Raw genomic sequence first — 16,704 nt, forward strand, 5'->3', positions numbered from 1 at the left:
CGACCAGGGGCGCGGTGCGCCCTTGGGCTGGATCCGGCGGCGGGCTAGGGTCCCGCGCATGGGTTCACAGTCCATTCGGGAACGTGTCGTCGACCGTGATGACTCCTGGGGCGGCCGCCGCCGGGCACGCCGCTGGGAATGGCTCGTCCGGGCGTTCCCGGACCTCGACCAGATGACGGTGATCGACCTCGGTGGGGATGCGGGGACCTGGACACAGTCGCCGCTGCATCCGAAGCACGTGCACGTCGTCAACATTGACACGCCGCCGGCCGAGGTCCCCGACTGGATCACCGCCGAAACCGGCGACGCGTGTGCACTGCCGGACCGGATCGCGGCGAACACCTATGACCTGGTCTTCTCGAACTCCGTCATCGAACACGTCGGCGGCCATGAGCGGCGGTTGCGCTTCGCCGAGTCGGTGCACCGGCTCGCGCCCGCGCACTGGGTGCAGACGCCGTACCGGTACTTCCCGGTGGAACCGCACTGGATCGCGCCCGGGATGCAGTTCCTGCCGGTTCGTGCCCGGGCGGTGTTTGCCCGCCGGTGGCCGCTCGCGCACGTCCGCTCGGCCAACCTGCGCGAGGCGCTGACCGGCGTGCTCTGGACCGAACTGCTCGACCGCAGCCAGATGCGGTACTACTTCCCGGACGCGGAGCTGCTCAGTGAGCGGATCGCCGGGCTGACGAAATCCCTGATCGCGGTCAAGAAGGGCTGACCACCGCGGGGGACCAGGCGTCAGGAACGAAAACTCGGGGTGTGCCGGCGCCGTCTGCCGGCACTGCCCAGATGTCGCTGGTGGCGGCGCCGGAGTCGGCCGTGCGCGGCAGGCCGTACAGGACGGTCGTGTTGTCGAGCCACACCATCTGGTCGTCGACGCTGCGGGTCTCGGCCAGCATGGTCTCGGCGCCGGTACGCAGGTCGTACACGGCCAGCCGCCAGCGCCCCGCCGGCAGGTCCCCGTGCTTCTTGAAACCGATGCGGGTGCCGTCCGGAGACAGCGACGGGCATTCGACATCGCCGCGCAGGGCCGTCATCCGGCGTGCCGAGACACTGCCGCGCACCAGCCAGGTCCGGCCGCCCGACGCTGCAGTGGCATAGAAGGTGTCGTCGTCGGCCGCGAAGGTCACCCCCCAGAAGTTGCGGTCGACGCTCGTCACGGCTCGGCCGTCCACCTCGAGCCGGAAATCCTCCAGGTCGGTGTGCCGCCCGTCGGCGATACGGGTGACCGTCGTCCGGGTGGAGAACTGGCCCGGGCTGGCGTACGAGTCGCCGTAGACGAACGTCGTCGTGGCGGCCAGGGCGCCGTCGCGGGACAGCCGGGCGCGGCTGGGCAGTCCGCTCAGCGGCAGCTCCCCGGCCGGTGCCCAGTTCGTGCCGAGCACTTGCGCCCGGTAGGTGTTGGTGATGCCGCGGCGGGCGGACAGGCACACCGAGCGCGTGGCTACCGCGTACACCCGCTCGCACGACATCTCGGTCAGCGCGCGGGGGCCGGTCGGCGCGGACGTGGGCACCAGCGCGAGTCGACCGTATCCCTCGCCCAGGGCGGTGTTGCGAAAGACCAGGTGCGGCGTCGCCGTCACCGTCGCAAGGTCGGCGCGGGGTGCACCCGGCGCTGAGTTCGCCGCCGCCTGCCGTTGCTGCACCCGCAGCACGTACGCCCCGGACGCGACCAGGGCGAGCAGCACTACGCCCGCCAGGACCCAGAGTCGGACCCGCCCGCTCATCCGTGCGCCTCAGTCGGGCGCAGCAGCCACCAGGCCACCGGCAGGGCGGCAGCGAGCAGGGCGGCAACCAGCAGCAGCGCGTCGGCCCGACCGATGAGCACCCAGAGCCCGCCGAAGCCGATCGCGGCGGCGAACCGGGTGAGCGCGACGACGGTCTGGGCGGCTGCAATCCCGCTGCCTCGCGCCGATTCGCTGACCAACCTGCTGACCAGGGCGGCGAGCACGCCGTCGGTAGCCGCGTAGAAGGCGCCGAGCAGCAACAACACTCCGATCGTCGGGGCGATGCCGGTGAAGGGCCCGCCGGCCAGCACGTAGGCGGCGACGAGAGCGACGTGGCCGCCTACGAGCACCCGGCCCCGGCCGATGCGGTCGGCGAGGCGGCCCAGCGGCAGGGCCAACGCGAGGTACGCGACGTTTGTGCCTACGTACAGTAAAGGAAAGAAGCCGGCGGCCAGGTCGTCACGCTGCTGCACCGCGAGGTAGAGGAATCCGTCGCCGACGGTGAGGAGACCGAGCAGCGCGGTGGCGATCAGCGGGCGACGCAGGCGGACCCCGCTGAGTTCCCGAACCATTGCCCGCAACCGCATCCGGGCCGCCGAGCCGGTGCGCAGGTCGGGCACGAACAGGACCAGAACGGCGAACCCGATGACGCCGAAGGCGAACGACGCGACGAACACCGAGTCGTAGCTGCCCGGCACGACCATGAGCAGCGCGAAGGCGACCAGCGGGCCGAGCGCGGCACCGATCGTGTCCAACGTGCGGTGCACGCCGAACGCCCGCCCGAGCGCGCCGGGATCGGAGGCACCAGCGATCATCGCGTCCCGCGGCGCGGTCCGCAGGCCCTTGCCCAGCCGGTCGGCGGTGATCACGGCCGTGACGGCGGCGAAGCCCTGGGCGGGGAGCAGGGCGATGCGGCTGAGCGCCGAGACGCCGTACCCGATGAGCGCGATCCGTTTCGGACGCCCGCCGCGGTCGCCGGCGTAACCGCCAGCGATCCGGACCACGGCACTCACGCCCTGGTAGAGGCCGTCCACGACACCGTAGGCGAAAAAGCCCAGCCCGACCTGCGCGGTGAGATAGAGCGGCAGCACCGCGGCGACCATCTCCGACGAGACGTCGGTGAGCAGACTGACCACACCGAGCAGCAGTACGGTCGTCGCCACCCGGCTGCCGTGCCGGTCCGCCGGGGCCGCGGGCCGATCACGCATCGAGACGTACACGTAGCGGCCCCGCCCCTCTCGTCGCTGATTCGCCGGACTCCATCGATACGCGCGCGGGCCGCCCGCCGCACTCGGCCGTGCGGACGATGCACCACTCCCGACGGTCCTTCCGTGCTGGCCGTCCGGTGCGTCCTTGGACCGAGATCTGACAGTCGGTGGTGCGCCCAGCGATCGGTGGACATACTTCGATGTGTGATCAGCGTAGTGGTTCCCGCGCATGACGAGGCGCCGGTCATCGGCCGGCTGCTGCGTGGGTTGCTGGCCGGCGCGCAGCCCGGCGAGTTCGAGATCGTCGTCGTGCCCAACGGGTGCACCGACGACACCGAGCAGGTGGCCCGGTCGTTCGGCGACTCCGTCGTGGTCGTGCCGCTCACCCGTGCCGGGAAGTACGCCGCGCTGCGGGTCGGTGACGAGCGGGCCTCGGGTGTCGAGGTCGTCTATCTGGACGCCGATGTGGAGATCGGCGCGGAAGACCTGCGCCGGCTGGCCGCAGCGCTGCGCGAGCCCGGCGTGCTGGCCGTCGCCCCGGAGCGCACCGTCGCGACCGGACGTTCGTCGTGGCCGGTGCGCTGGTATTACGACTTCTGGCAGGAGCTTCCGGTGGTCCGCACGGGCCTGTTCGGCCGGGGCGTCATCGCGGTCGCGGCAGACGCCCGGCGCCGGCTGCGCACCCTGCCGGATGTGATGGGCGACGACCTCGCCGCATCGGTCGCGTTCACCCCGGCGGAGCGGCGGGTGGTGCCCGCAGCCCGGGTGGTGGTGCATCCGCCCCGAACCCTGCGCGACCTCGTGCGTCGCCGGGTGCGGTCGGTCACTGCCACCACCCAGCTGCAGCAGGTCGCGCCCACCACGGTGGACTCCGCCCGGACCACCCGCGCGGACCTGGTCCGGGTGGTTCGCGAGCGCCCCACGACGGCACCGAAGCTGGTGGTGTTCCTCGCCGTCACCGCGATCACCCGCTGGCGCGCCCGCAGGCCCATCCGTTCCGGCGACTTCACCACCTGGTTGCGCGATGAGAGCAGCCGCGCGGCATGAGCAATTCTTTGCGTACGCCCACAGTGGCCGTCGTCGTCGTGACCTACAACAGTGCTGCCGTCCTGCCCGGCCTGCTCAGTTCCCTCGACGCTGGCCTGCAGGGCCTGAACTGGCACCTCACCATCGCGGACAACGCCTCGGCCGACGACAGCGTGGCGATCGCCCGCCGCATGGTGCCCGGCTGCCGGATCGCACAGACCGGCCGCAACGCCGGTTACGCGGCCGCATTCAACGCCGGCGTGCAGGCCGCAGACCCGTTCGATGCGGTGCTGCTCCTCAACCCGGACGTACGCCTCAGCGCCGGTGCGGTGGCGACAATGGTGGCCCGGCTCGGTGGGGACGGCGCGCGGCGCGTGGGCATCGCGGTGCCGCGCATCCTCGACGAGGACGGCGGCGTTGCGTTGTCTCTACGCCGGGAGCCGACCGTGTTTCGCGCTCTCGGTGAGGCGTTGCTGGGTCAGCGGGCCGGGCGTTTTGCCGGGCTCGGCGAGACAGTGCTCGAGCGTGCGGCGTACTTCCGTGACGGCACCGCCGACTGGGCCACCGGTGCCGTCATGCTGATCTCCCGAGAGTGCCTGGATTCCTGCGGTCCGTGGGAGGAGCGGTTCTTCCTGTACTCCGAGGAGACCGAGTTTTCGCTACGGGCCCGCGACCACGGCTTCCTGACCGTCCTGGTGGCCGGCGCCGAGGTGGTGCACATCGGCGGGGAGTCGCGGGTGTCACCGGTGCTGTGGAGCCTGCTGACGGTCAACCGGGTCCGGCTGTTCCGGATGCGCCACTCCCGGCCCGCTGCCGCACTCTTCTGGTCGGTGGTCCTGCTCCGCGAGGCGTCTCGGGCGGCGTTGGGCCACCCTCGTAGCCGCCAGGCTGCTGCCGCGCTCGTCCGTCCGGAACGGTTGCCGTTCCCGCCGGCCTCCTAGCCGTCATTCCTTTGTTGACACGACGTTCATTTACCATTTCCGGAAGCTCGCCGGAAGGGTGATGTGCGTCGATCCGGATCGCGCGTCAGGTATTGACCGTTCCGAGGATCCGAACCGACCCGGTCGGCCGGAGAAAACGGAAGGGGCCGAGCGAAACGGTCAGGACGCAATGTCAGCTAGCCGTCACACCTTTCGGCGGACCAACCGTCCTCAGTAGCCTCTTTCTCGGCTCCCCGGTCCGACGTGGTGGGCCACATTCACCCCGCCCGGCCGCCATTGTTGCGCGCCCGTCCTGTGTGGATGCCGATCCCGCCCTTCGCCGTTCCCCGGAAGGACGACATGACTCCCGCACCCGCAAGGCTCGCCCAGCTGGACAACACGACCGGTGAGCTGACGAAACGTCTCCTTGCGCTCGCCTCGCGCGGCCTGGAAGAAATGTTTCGCGCGGAAACCGGGGAATTCGCCTTCACCCGGACGTTCACGCGGACGAATGGCCGTGTGACCGCGCAGCTGGCCGGCACGAGCCTGCGTTACGCCGCCATCGTGGCCCTCGGGGTGGCCCGGCTGCCGGCGGCAGCCCAACCGGCGCTGCTGGGCGGACGGACGCTCGATGACTTCATCGCCCAGCTCATCACCCGGCAAGCGAACAGCACCAACCTCGGCGACATCGCTCTGATCGCCTGGTGCGCCGCGCAGACCAGTCACCCCCTGCTGCCGGAAGCGATCCGGCGACTGCGCGAGTTCGACCGGCGGACCGCGCCCGAGTTCGTCGTCGAGTGCTCCTGGGTCGTGTCGGCCCTGGCTGAGGCCCGCAACCAGCTCGACGTCGAGGCCTACCTGGCCCACGCCCGGCAGCGGCTGCTCGGCAGCATCGTCGGCGGCAGCCCACTGTTCCCGCACGTCACCGGCCCCGGCCTGGTCAAGACCTACCGCGACCACGTGGCCTGCTTCGCCGATCAGGTCTACCCGGTGCAGGCGCTCGCCCGGCTGCACCGCTCCGGCGACGACGCCACAGCCCTCGCTGCCGCCCGGCGGACCGCGGAGCAGATCTGCCGGCTGCAGGGCCCCGGCGGTCAGTGGTGGTGGCACTACGACGCCCGCACCGGCGCGGTCATCGAGGGCTACCCGGTCTATGCGGTGCACCAGCACGCCATGGCCCCGATGGCGCTGCTCGACCTCGCCGAGGCCGGCGGCGGCGACTACAGCGAGCCGATCCGCCGGGGACTGCACTGGCTGTTGCACCCCGACGAACTGGGCGACGCGGGGGAGCCGCTGCTGCTCGACGACGAGGGGCTGACCGTCCGCAAGGTGTACCGCGGCGACCCCCGCAAGATCGTCCGCGGCCTGCACACGGTGACCACGCGCGCCCGCTCCGGGCTGCGCCTGCCGATCATCGACCGGATCTACCGGCCGACCTCACTCGACCGGGAGTGCCGGCCGTACGAGTTTGGCTGGCTGTTCTTCACGTGGGCCACCGATAACAAGGGACGGTGACGGCGATGCAGGCGGATCAGCGGGACAACACAGGGCTGGACGACACAGGGCTGGACGACACGGGGCTGGACGACACGGGGCTGGACGACACGGGGCGGGTGCACGCTCGCTACGACCTTTTCGGGGTGCCGGTCGACGCGCTGAGCCTCGGTGAGGCCGTGGCGGTCTGCATGGCCGCGGTCGATCGTGGCGAGTTGCTCGAGGTCGGCGCGGTCAACGCCGCCAAGATCGTCAAGATGGGTCGTGACCCCGACCTGCGCGCCGCGGTGCTGGGCTGCGACCTCATCGTCGCGGACGGGCAGTCCGTGGTGTGGGCCAGCCGGCTGCTGCGCCGACGGTTGCCCGAGCGGGTGGCCGGCATCGACCTGTTCCAGCGCCTGCTCTACCTCGCCGAAGTGCAGGACCGTTCCGTGTACTTCCTCGGCGCCCGGCCCGAGGTGCTGGAAACCATGATGGAGCGGCTCCGGGCCCAACATCCCGCCCTGCGCATCGCCGGCAGCTACCACGGCTACTACGCCGACGACGAGACTCCCGCAGTCGCCGACGCCATCAAGGCCAGCGGTGCCGATCTGCTGTTCCTCGGCATGACCTCGCCGAAGAAGGAGGTCTTCGTGTCCACCTATGGCGCCCGTACCGGCGCGAAGGTGGTGCACGGCGTCGGCGGCTCCTTCGACGTGCTGGCCGGGGTGGTGAAGCGGGCACCCCTGCTCTGGCAGCGGATGGGCTGCGAATGGCTGTACCGCGTCTTGCAGGAGCCGCGCCGGCTCGGTGGCCGGTACCTGACCACCAACGTCGCATTCATTCGGCTCGTCGCCCGGGAGTGGGCACGGTCCGGGCGCTCGACCACCAACTGAGGGGACCGCCATGCGAGTCGTCATCGCCGGCCAGGGGTACGTCGGGCTGCCGCTGGCCGTCCGTGCCGCCGAGGCCGGCCACCAGGTCGTCGGCTACGACGTCGACACCGTCCGGGTCGGCCGCCTCGCCCGCGGCGAGTCGTACGTGGAGGACATTCCGGCCGAGCGCCTGCGGGCGGTCCTGGCCGCGGGAACGTTCAGGCCCAGCACCGACCCGGCGGACTGTGCGGAGTACGACATCGCCCTGATCACCGTCCCCACCCCGCTGCGCGACGGCGCCCCGGATCTGTCGTACGTCGAGGCCAGCGCCGAGCTGCTCGGGGAACACCTGCGCCCGGGCGCGATCGTCGTCCTGGAGTCGACCACCTATCCGGGCACCACGGAGGAGGTGGTCGGGCCCATCCTGGAGAAGGCGTCCGGCCTCACCGCCGGGACCGACTTCGCGCTCGGTTTCAGCCCCGAGCGCATCGACCCGGGCAACCCGGTCTGGAACGTGGTGAACACCCCGAAGATCGTGTCCGGGGTGGACGAGACGTCGCTGCAGCGGATCAAGGATTTCTACGACACGGTCGTGGACACCACGGTGCCGGTGTCGTCCACCCGGGAGGCCGAGCTGGCCAAGCTCATCGAGAACACCTTCCGGCACGTGAACATCGCGCTGGTCAACGAGATCGCCATGATCGCCGCCGATCTGGGCATCGACGTCTGGCAGGCCATCGACGCGGCCTCGACGAAACCGTTCGGCTTCATGCGGTTCACGCCCGGCCCCGGCGTCGGCGGGCACTGCCTGCCGGTCGACCCGTCCTACCTGTCCTGGCGGGTGCAGCGCGCGCTGGGCCACAGCTTCCGGTTCGTCGACCTCGCCAACGACATCAACAACCACATGCCCGACTACGTGGTCCGCCGGCTCGGCGCGGCGCTCAACCGCCGCCGGCTCGCGGTTTCCGGCAGCCGGATCCTGCTGCTCGGGCTGGCCTACAAGAAAAACACCGGCGATGCCCGCGAGTCGCCCGCCGTCCGGGTCGTGCAGCTGCTGCGGCAGCTGGGCGCGGAGGTACGGGTGGCAGATCCGCACGTGGTCGAGGCCGTCCACGGGGCACCCGACCTCACCATGGTCGCGCTGACCGCCGAGGAGCTGCGCAGTGCCGATGCTGTGGTGCTGCTCGCCGACCACGACGAGTTCGACTACGACCTGATCGCCGCCGAGGCGACGTGCGTGCTCGACACCCGCCGCCGGCTGCACGGACCCGCGGTCGAGGTGATCTGAGCGTGCCCCGGATCGTCTGCGTGGCCGGCGCCCGGCCCAACTTCATGAAGGTCAAGCCGGTCATGGACGCGCTGGAGTCCCGCGGCGCGGAGGTGGTGCTGGTCCACACCGGCCAGCACTACGACGCTGCGATGAACGACGTGTTCTTCAGCGACCTGGGCCTGCGTCCGCCCGACCGGCATCTCGGCACCGGGTCCGGCACGCACGCGGAGCAGACCGCCCGGGTGCTGACCGCGTTCGAGCCCGTCCTCGCCGAGCTCGCCCCGGCCGCGGTCGTCGTGGTCGGGGACGTCACCTCGACGCTGGCCTGTGCCCTGGTCGCCGCCAAGGCCGGGGTGCCGGTCGGCCACGTCGAGGCCGGGCTGCGCAGCCGCGACTGGGACATGCCCGAGGAAGTCAATCGGGTCGTCACCGACCGGCTCAGCGACCTGCTGTTCGCCCCGTCGCCGGACGGCGCCGCGAACCTGCGGGCCGAGGGATACCACGCCGACCAGATCCACCTGGTCGGCAACGTCATGATCGACACGCTGTATGCCAACCTTGGCCGGGCGCTGGCCTCCGACGCGCTGCACCGGAACGGCCTCGCTGCCGGCGAGTACGCCCTCGCCACGCTGCACCGGCCCGCCAACGTGGACGACACGGACATGCTCGCCGGCCTGGTACGCGCGCTCGGCGAGGTAGCGCGGCAGCTTCCAGTCGTGCTACCGGTCCATCCGCGCACCGCGGCGCAGCTCGCTCAGGTGGGCGTACCCGATGGATTGCGTCTGGTGCCGCCCGCCGGATATCTCGACTTCATCGCCTTGCAAGCGTCCGCCCGGCTCGTCCTCACCGACTCGGGCGGAATTCAGGAGGAGACGACGGCCCTCGGCGTCCCGTGTCTCACGCTGCGCGACTCGACCGAGCGGCCGATCACCCTCACCGAGGGCACCAACATCCTCGTCGGGCGTGACCCGGAACGCATCGTCGCGACCGCCGCCCGGGTCCTCGCCGACCCGCCGGCCAAGCGGTCACCGGCGCTCTGGGACGGCCACGCGGGCGCCCGCATCGCGGACGCCCTGCTGGCCTACCTGGGGGCGTCGACCCGGTTACGCCCGACCGACGCCCGCGGCACGATGACCACCGCCTGAATGCTCCACACACGCGTCGTAGCGGGGGAGCAGGCCCGCGGCACGGGCCTGCGCCAGCGTCGGCGCGGCCTCATCCTTGGCGGACAGCTCCAGCGCGGCGGCCGGCCACCGGATACCCAGCTCCGGATCGAGCGGGTGGATGCCGTGCTCATGCCCGGGACGGTAGGTGGACGAGCACAGGTACGCCACGGTCGCGTTCTCGGTCAGCGCGCAGAACCCGTGGCCCAGCCCCTCGGCGAGATAGACCGCCCGCCGGTCCTCGTCGTCGAGCGGCACCGCCTCCCAGGCGCCGTACGTCGGCGAGCCGACCCGGATGTCCACCACCACATCCAGCACCGACCCCGAGACACAGGTGATGTATTTGGCCTGCCCCGGCGGGACGTCAGCGAAATGGACGCCCCGAACGACGTGCCGGGCCGACGTCGAGATGTTGGCCTGGGCGAGATCCAACGCGTGGCCCACGGTGGCGGCCAACGCGTCGAATCTGTACCACTCCAGGAACGTCCCGCGGCTGTCGCGGTGCAGCTGCGGCGTGACCTCGTACGCGCCTTCGATGCTCAGGGAGCGGATCTTCATCGGGCACCGCCGAACCGACCGGAGTCCAGCAGTCGCCCGAGATAGGTGCCGTACCCGCTTTTCAGCAGCGGCTCGGACAGCTCGCGCAGCTGTTCGTCGGAGATGAATCCCAGCCGCCAGGCCGCTTCCTCGACGCAGCCGATCTTCAGGCCCTGCCGTTCCTCGATGACCCGGACGTACTCGGACGCCTGCACCATCGACTGGAAGGTGCCGGTGTCCAGCCACACCGTGCCCCGGTCCAGGACGGTGACGGTGAGGCGGCCCTGCCGCAGGTACTCCTCGTTCACCGCGGTGATCTCGAGCTCGCCACGGGCGCTGGGCTCCAGCTTCTCCGCGATCCGCACCACGTCGGCGTCGTAGAAGTACAGGCCCGGCACGACGTACGTGGACTTCGGTCGCTCCGGCTTTTCCTCGATGGACAGCACCCGCCCGCTGTCGTCGAACTCGACCACGCCGTAGCGCTGCGGATCCGCGACGGGATAGGCGAACACCCGACCACCGTCCGGGTCGCCGAACCGGGCGAGCTGTCGGCCGAGGCCGACGCCGTGGAAGATATTGTCGCCGAGGATGAGGGCGACCGGCTGATCGCCGATGAAGTCCGCGCCGATCCGGAACGCCTGGGCGATGCCTTCCGGCCGCGGCTGTTCCGCGTACGACAAGGTCAGGCCGAAGCGGCTGCCGTCGCCGAGCAACCGTTGGAAATGCGGTTGGTCCTCGGGTGTCGTGATGACCAGGACTTCCCGGATGCCGGCCGAAACCAGGGTGGTCAACGGGTAGTACACCATCGGTTTGTCGAAGATGGGCATCAACTGTTTCGACATCGCCATCGTGATCGGCCACAGCCGCGAGCCGGTGCCACCGGCGAGTAAAATTCCACGCACGACGGAAGACTAATCAGAACGGCGGGAGGACTACACTCGCCAACTGTGCGGATTTTTGTCACCGGCGGCGCCGGTTTCATCGGTTCGGCCTATGTTCGGGCCATACTCCAGGATGAATACGCAGGTGGCGCCGGTGCCACCGTGACTGTTCTGGACCTGTTGTCCTATTCCGGGAATCGCGCCAACCTTCCCCTCACGGACTCGCGGCTCCACTTCGTACAAGGCGACATCGCCGATTCCGCGCTGCTGCGCGAACTGCTGCCCGGCCACGACGTCGTGGTCCATTTCGCCGCTGAGTCCCATGTGGATCGCTCGATCACCGGCGCGCTGCCGTTCGTCACCACGAACGTGCTGGGCACCCAGACGCTGCTCGACGAGGCACGGGCTGCCCGGGTCGGCCGGTTCGTGCACGTGTCCACCGACGAGGTGTACGGCTCGATCGACCACGGCTCATGGACCGAGACCTGGCCGCTCGCGCCCAATTCGCCGTACGCCGCCTCCAAGGCCGGCTCCGACCTGCTGGCGCTGGCTGCGCACCGTACGCATGGCATGGATGTGGTCGTGACCCGCTGTTCCAACAACTACGGTCCGCATCAGTTCCCGGAGAAGGTCATCCCGCTGTTCGTCACCAACCTGCTCGACGGCAGGCCGGTGCCGCTCTACGGCGACGGCGGCAACATCCGCGACTGGTTGCACGTCGCCGACCACTGCCGCGGCATCCAGCTGGTCCTCGAGAAGGGCCGGGCCGGCGAGGTCTATCACATCGGCGGCGGCACCGAGCTGACCAACAAGGAACTCACCGGACTGTTGCTGGACGCCTGCGGCGCGGGCTGGGACATGGTCCGCCCGGTGGCCGACCGCAAGGGACACGACCGCCGCTACTCGCTGGACATCACCAAAATCAGCGAAGAGCTCGGGTACGCACCCCGCATCAGCCTGCCGGAAGGACTCGCCGCCACTGTCGCCTGGTACCGCGACAACCGCGCCTGGTGGGAACCGCTCCTGAACCGCGACGTCGCCTGATGCGCTGGCTGATCACCGGTGCCGGCGGCATGCTCGGCCGCGACCTCGGCACCGTCCTGGCCGCAGCGGGCGAGCGCGACGTGCTGGCGGCAACCCGTGCCGACCTCGACATCACCGACCCCGCAGCGGTCCGCGACGCCGTCACCGGTGCCGACATCGTGGTGAACACCGCCGCCTGGACCGACGTGGACGGCGCAGAAGCCGCCGAACAGCAGGCTACCGAGATCAACGGTCACGCCGTCGCGAACCTCGCCGCGGTCGCCGGCAGCCGCCTGATTCACCTATCCACCGACTACGTCTTCGACGGCCGTGCCACGGTTCCCTATCCCGAAGACACGGTTCCAGCGCCCATCAACGCCTATGGCCGCGGCAAAGCACTCGGGGAGCAGGCTGTCCTCGCCGCCGGTGGGTACGTCGTGCGGACCGCCTGGCTCTACGGCGAACACGGCCCCAACTTTGTGCGGACGATGCTGCGGCTCGCAGCCGTTCGTGACACCATCGCCGTCGTCACTGACCAGCAAGGGCCACCCACCTCGTCGTACGCCCTCGCCGGTCAGCTCCTCGCGCTGGCGACCGCGGCCACCGCCGGGCGCGCTGCCCCGGGCGCCTACCACGGCACGGCCGCCGGCTCGACCACCTGGCACGGCCTGGCCCGGGCGGTGTTCGTGCTGGCCGGCCACGACCCGGACCGGGTCCGCCCCACCACCAGCGACCAGTTTCCCCGTCCGGCTTCCCGACCTGCCTACAGCGTGCTCGGCCAGGATCGCTGGGCCGGAACCGGCGTCACGCCCCTGCCCGACTGGCGCACGATGCTCGCCGATGCCATGCCCGGCCTCCTTCGACCCCGCTGAAGGGCGACGGGTGGATGGCAGCGTGTGGTGCACCGTCGCTCGTCGCTCGTCGCTCGTCGCTCGCCGCTCGTCGCTCGCCGCTCGCGCGAGCCCGCGCACGCTTGCGCTGAGTCAGCTCGCCGACGCGGAAAGTTGTTTACCGAAATAGACTCTGACCTGCGTAAACGCGATGAATGGTCGCTGTTGACATTCGTGCGTATGCTTCCCGTCTGGAACGGGCGGGGGTCAGCACCGGACCCGCCGGGACGGACAGCGGAGGCGGAATCTGATGATCGACGAGCTGGATCGGGCGTTCGAGGGAGCACCTGAACGCGGCAAGCCTCGCCATCGGCGGGCCGGGTCCGGCAAGTCCACCATCGCCTTCGTGCTGGTCTTCGTGCTTCTCGGCGGGCTGGGCCTGGGGGGCTATGTCGGCTTCGAGAAGGTCCGAGGCTTTTTTACCGCGGCCGACTACGACGGAGCGGGCACCGGCAAGGTGGAAGTCTCCCTCAAGGCGGGTTCATTGACCGCCATCGGCGACACACTGACCGAGAAAGACGTGGTGAAGAGCACCGCCGCCTTCGTCGAGGCCGCCGAAGCGAACCCGAAGGGCAAGGGCATCCAGCCCGGCACATACAGCTTGCGCTCGCAGATGTCGGCCAAGGACGCCGTAACCATGCTGCTGGATCCCAAGACGCGGATCACCGCGGGGCTCACCATCCCCGAGGGTAAGACGACGATGGAGATCTACGCCTTGCTGGCGAAGGAAACCGGCCGCCCCGTCGAGGAGTTCGAGGCGGCGGCCAAGGATCCCGCTGCGCTGGGTGTCGCGGACTTCTGGTTCACCCGCCGCGACGACAAGAAGGCAGCCGGGACCGTGGAAGGGTTCCTGTTCCCGTCCACCTACGAGTTCCCGCCGAAAGCCTCCGCCAAGGAGGTGCTGTCGTTGATGGTGGCCGAGTTCAACAAGGTGGTCACCGAGCTGGACTTCATCAAGACGGTGGAGAAGAAGCTGTCGGTGTCGCCGTACGAGGCGCTGATCGTGGCATCGTTGTCGCAGGCGGAGGCCGGCATCGCCGAGGATCTGCCGAAGATTTCCCGGGTCGCCTACAACCGGGCGTACAAGAAGTTGATGCCGTTGCAGTTCGACGTCACGACGAACTACTGGTTCGAGTTGCAGAACAAGGGCAAGAAGCACTCCGGTGCCATGACGACGGCCGAGCTCGAGGATCCGAAGAACCCGTACACCACGACGTTGAAGGTGGGCCTTCCGCTCGGTCCGATCAACAATCCGGGCAAGGCCGCGCTGGAGAGTGCCCAGCAACCGGCCACCGGCGAGTACATCTTCTTCACCGCCGTCGACAAGACCGGGAAATCGGCGTTCGCCGTCACTGACGCCGAGCACAACGCCAACCGCGACAAGGCTTGCGCGAACGGTATTCCGGTCTGCCGCTGAGGATGCTGCCCAGCCGTCCCGCCGGCCCGGACAATTGACCGTTTTAGGAAATTTATCTGGGCCTATTGGCTCTGTTGCCGGCCTTTTACCGTGAGCGCCGTGCGAGTTCTGGTGATCGAGGACGATGTTCAACTGGGCGGCGCGGTCTGCGCCGGGCTGCGGCGGGCTGGCTTCGCTGTCGACTGGTCGGTCAATCTGGCAGACGGCGACCTGAAGGCCGACGTCAATCGCTACGACTGCCTGGTGGTCGACCGCAGCCTGCCCGACGGCGACGGGGTGCGGTTGGTGGCCCAGCGGCGGCGCGCCGGCATGCGGACGCCAGTTCTGGTCACCACCCCGCACAATCGGGTCGTCGATCGGATCGAGGGTTTCGAGCAGGGCGCCGACGACTGCCTCGCCAAGCCGTTCGCCGTGGTCGAATTGGCCGCGCGGGTCCGCGCGCTGTGCCGGCGCGGCGAGTCGCCCCGGCCACCCACGATCGACGTCGATGACCTCTCGATCGACCTGGCCGGCCGGCGGGTATTCCGCGCGGGGCAGCCGCTCACGCTGTCGGCGAAGGAGTTTTGCGTGTTGGAGCTGCTCGCTGCCCGTACCGGCGAGGTGGTCGGCCGCGCGGACCTGATCGAGTCCTGTTGGGACGAGATGGCGGAGCCGGAGTCGAACGTGGTCGACGCGGTGATGGCGCGGCTGCGCCGCCGACTCGGTGCGCCGTCCCTCATCACCACCCAGCGGGGGGTGGGCTTCCGGTTGGCCGCCGTGGGTGCCTGAGCGGCGCGGCTGATATCTCCCGCGGTGGCATCTATCGATGACAATACAAACTGATTAGCATCGATGGATCTACGCGCGACAAGTGGGAGAAGCGTTGAAAAAGACACCGCTCGTGCTCGCCTCCATCCTCATCACCGGCCTGACGGTGACGCTGGCCGGACCGGCCACCGCCGCGCCCGGTGACCTGCGGCAGCTCCAGGTCCGCCAGTCACTGACCGGCACCCACACCTGGTTCCAGCAGACACACCAGGGAATTCCGGTGTTCGGCGGCTACTACGCGATCCATCGGAGCACCGACGGCGCCGTGAGCACCGCCGACGGACGTAAGGCGATCACCGGTCTGTCCGGCACCGCCGCGCGCTTCACCGAGCAGCGGGCCCGCTCCGCTGTGGCCGGTCGGCTCGGCGCCGCGCCCGCCCGCTCCGAGCTCGTCATCGTCCCGGGCGCGACCGCCAAGCTGGCCTGGCAGACGCTGACCCCGACCGCACGCGGCACCATCCGATCGCTCGTCGATGCGGGCAGCGGCACCGTGCTGCGCGAGGAGAACACGGCCCAGGAGGCAGACGGCACCGGGCAGGTCTTCGACCCGAACCCGATCGTCGCCCTGCAGAACGAGAAGCTCGCCGACGCCGACGACGCCGACTACCCCGAGCTGCAGGCGGCCTACCGCAAGGTCACGCTGAAGCACCTCGACGAGGGTAAGGACACGCTGCAGGGCGCGTACGCCAACAACTTCAGCGACCCGGCCGTCACCTCCGCCGACCGTACGTACGTTTACCCGCGCTCGAACCCCGGCTTCGAGCAGGTGAACACCTACCACGCCATGACGCAGACCCAGGAGTACATCCACCGGATCGGGTTCGTGGACGTCAACAACGAGCCGCAGGACTTCCGGACGACCGGCCTGACCGCCGACAACTCGTACTACGACCCGTCGGCGGACGCCATCACCATGGGCACCGGCGGCGTGGACGACGCCGAGGACAACGAGGTGATCTGGCACGAGTACGGCCACGCGATCCAGGACGACCAGGTGCCGGGCTTCGGCAGCACGGTCGAGGCGGGCGCGATCGGCGAGGGCTTCGGCGACTACTGGGCCGTGACGATGTCCCAGGCGACCAGCCCGGACACGACGGTGACGCCGTTGGCGTGCGTGATGGACTGGGATGCGACCTCGTACACCGACGACGAGCCGCACTGCCTGCGCCGCACCGACACGGCGAAGCTCTACCCCGGTGACCTCGTCAACCAGGTGCACGCCGACGGCGAGATCTGGTCGCACGCGCTGTGGGACGTGAACAAGGCCCTGGGCCGGTACCGGGCCAACCGGGTCATCCTCGAGGCCCAGTTCCGGTTCACTCCGGACGTCACCATGCCGCAGGCTGCCGAGGCCACGGTCAGCGCCGCCAGCGTCCTCTACGGTCGGCGGGCCGCGGCCCAGACCCGCGCCGCCTTCGTCACTCGGGGCATACTTTCCTGATCTCGTGCTTCCGCAGGAAAGGCCGGTCGTCGATGTCGGATGAGGATCA

16 protein-coding genes are annotated in these 16,704 nt (G+C 69.8%); 12 read left to right on the forward strand and 4 right to left on the reverse strand.

What is annotated here, in order from left to right; genetic code table 11:
• The first annotated feature begins 58 nt into the window (after positions 1–58).
• Positions 59–715 carry a class I SAM-dependent methyltransferase gene (locus tag ACIA1L_RS31155; RefSeq protein ID WP_396076613.1) on the forward strand — a complete coding sequence of 219 codons (657 nt, stop codon included), beginning with the start codon at positions 59–61 and terminating at the stop codon, positions 713–715.
• Here ACIA1L_RS31155 and ACIA1L_RS31160 read toward each other — a convergent pair.
• Together ACIA1L_RS31160 and ACIA1L_RS31165 are read right to left on the reverse strand one after the other, a co-directional pair.
• Positions 702–1,724, reverse strand: coding sequence for a hypothetical protein (locus tag ACIA1L_RS31160; RefSeq protein ID WP_396076614.1), 1,023 nt, complete (start codon positions 1,722–1,724; stop codon positions 702–704). The genes ACIA1L_RS31155 and ACIA1L_RS31160 overlap by 14 nt on opposite strands.
• The gene (locus ACIA1L_RS31165; RefSeq protein WP_396076615.1) at positions 1,721–2,932 is read right to left on the reverse strand and encodes an MFS transporter; all 1,212 of its coding nucleotides are present in this window, start codon (positions 2,930–2,932) and stop codon (positions 1,721–1,723) included. The genes ACIA1L_RS31160 and ACIA1L_RS31165 overlap by 4 nt, the downstream gene beginning before the upstream one ends.
• Before the next feature lie 204 nt (positions 2,933–3,136).
• On the opposite strand from ACIA1L_RS31165, the gene ACIA1L_RS31170 reads away from it, so the two are divergent.
• From ACIA1L_RS31170 to wecB, 6 genes are all read left to right on the forward strand, one after another.
• Entirely contained in the window at positions 3,137–3,979 is an 843-nt protein-coding gene (locus ACIA1L_RS31170; RefSeq protein WP_396076616.1) for a glycosyltransferase family 2 protein, read from the forward strand.
• Positions 3,976–4,899 carry a glycosyltransferase gene (locus ACIA1L_RS31175; RefSeq protein ID WP_396076617.1) on the forward strand — a complete coding sequence of 308 codons (924 nt, stop codon included), beginning with the start codon at positions 3,976–3,978 and terminating at the stop codon, positions 4,897–4,899. Before ACIA1L_RS31170 ends, ACIA1L_RS31175 begins: the two co-directional genes overlap by 4 nt.
• A gap of 300 nt (positions 4,900–5,199) precedes the next feature.
• A complete protein-coding gene (locus tag ACIA1L_RS31180; protein WP_396076618.1) occupies positions 5,200–6,393 on the forward strand; it encodes a hypothetical protein in 1,194 nt (397 codons plus the stop codon).
• A gap of 5 nt (positions 6,394–6,398) precedes the next feature.
• Positions 6,399–7,247 (forward strand): WecB/TagA/CpsF family glycosyltransferase, encoded by an 849-nt coding sequence (locus ACIA1L_RS31185; RefSeq protein WP_396076658.1) that lies wholly within the window; start codon positions 6,399–6,401, stop codon positions 7,245–7,247.
• A 10-nt stretch (positions 7,248–7,257) separates the two neighbouring features.
• Positions 7,258–8,514 (forward strand): nucleotide sugar dehydrogenase, encoded by a 1,257-nt coding sequence (locus ACIA1L_RS31190; RefSeq protein WP_396076619.1) that lies wholly within the window; start codon positions 7,258–7,260, stop codon positions 8,512–8,514.
• 2 nt (positions 8,515–8,516) lie between these two features.
• Entirely contained in the window at positions 8,517–9,641 is a 1,125-nt protein-coding gene (gene wecB, locus ACIA1L_RS31195; RefSeq protein ID WP_396076620.1) for a non-hydrolyzing UDP-N-acetylglucosamine 2-epimerase, read from the forward strand.
• Here wecB and ACIA1L_RS31200 read toward each other — a convergent pair.
• Positions 9,600–10,217, reverse strand: a complete 618-nt coding sequence (locus ACIA1L_RS31200) for a dTDP-4-dehydrorhamnose 3,5-epimerase family protein (protein WP_396076622.1) — start codon at positions 10,215–10,217, stop codon at positions 9,600–9,602. The genes wecB and ACIA1L_RS31200 overlap by 42 nt on opposite strands.
• Complete coding sequence (gene rfbA, locus ACIA1L_RS31205) at positions 10,214–11,098, reverse strand: glucose-1-phosphate thymidylyltransferase RfbA (protein WP_396076623.1); 885 nt, start codon at positions 11,096–11,098, stop codon at positions 10,214–10,216. Before rfbA ends, ACIA1L_RS31200 begins: the two co-directional genes overlap by 4 nt.
• 45 nt (positions 11,099–11,143) lie before the next feature.
• Between rfbA and rfbB the strand changes: the two genes are divergently transcribed.
• The 5 genes from rfbB to ACIA1L_RS31230 all read left to right on the forward strand — a co-directional run bounded on the left by rfbB (position 11,144) and on the right by ACIA1L_RS31230 (position 16,655).
• Complete coding sequence (gene rfbB, locus ACIA1L_RS31210; protein WP_396076624.1) at positions 11,144–12,121, forward strand: dTDP-glucose 4,6-dehydratase; 978 nt, start codon at positions 11,144–11,146, stop codon at positions 12,119–12,121.
• Positions 12,121–12,972 carry a dTDP-4-dehydrorhamnose reductase gene (gene rfbD, locus ACIA1L_RS31215; RefSeq protein ID WP_396076625.1) on the forward strand — a complete coding sequence of 284 codons (852 nt, stop codon included), beginning with the start codon at positions 12,121–12,123 and terminating at the stop codon, positions 12,970–12,972. Before rfbB ends, rfbD begins: the two co-directional genes overlap by 1 nt.
• 268 nt (positions 12,973–13,240) lie before the next feature.
• Positions 13,241–14,407 carry an endolytic transglycosylase MltG gene (gene mltG, locus ACIA1L_RS31220; RefSeq protein ID WP_396076626.1) on the forward strand — a complete coding sequence of 389 codons (1,167 nt, stop codon included), beginning with the start codon at positions 13,241–13,243 and terminating at the stop codon, positions 14,405–14,407.
• 99 nt (positions 14,408–14,506) lie between these two features.
• Complete coding sequence (locus ACIA1L_RS31225) at positions 14,507–15,175, forward strand: response regulator transcription factor (RefSeq protein WP_396076627.1); 669 nt, start codon at positions 14,507–14,509, stop codon at positions 15,173–15,175.
• Positions 15,176–15,269: 94 nt separating this feature from the next.
• Entirely contained in the window at positions 15,270–16,655 is a 1,386-nt protein-coding gene (locus ACIA1L_RS31230) for a M36 family metallopeptidase (RefSeq protein ID WP_396076628.1), read from the forward strand.
• Positions 16,656–16,704 lie beyond the last annotated feature (49 nt).

Source organism: Actinoplanes sp. NPDC051859 (genome assembly GCF_044452725.1).
Taxonomy (GTDB): domain Bacteria; phylum Actinomycetota; class Actinomycetes; order Mycobacteriales; family Micromonosporaceae; genus Actinoplanes.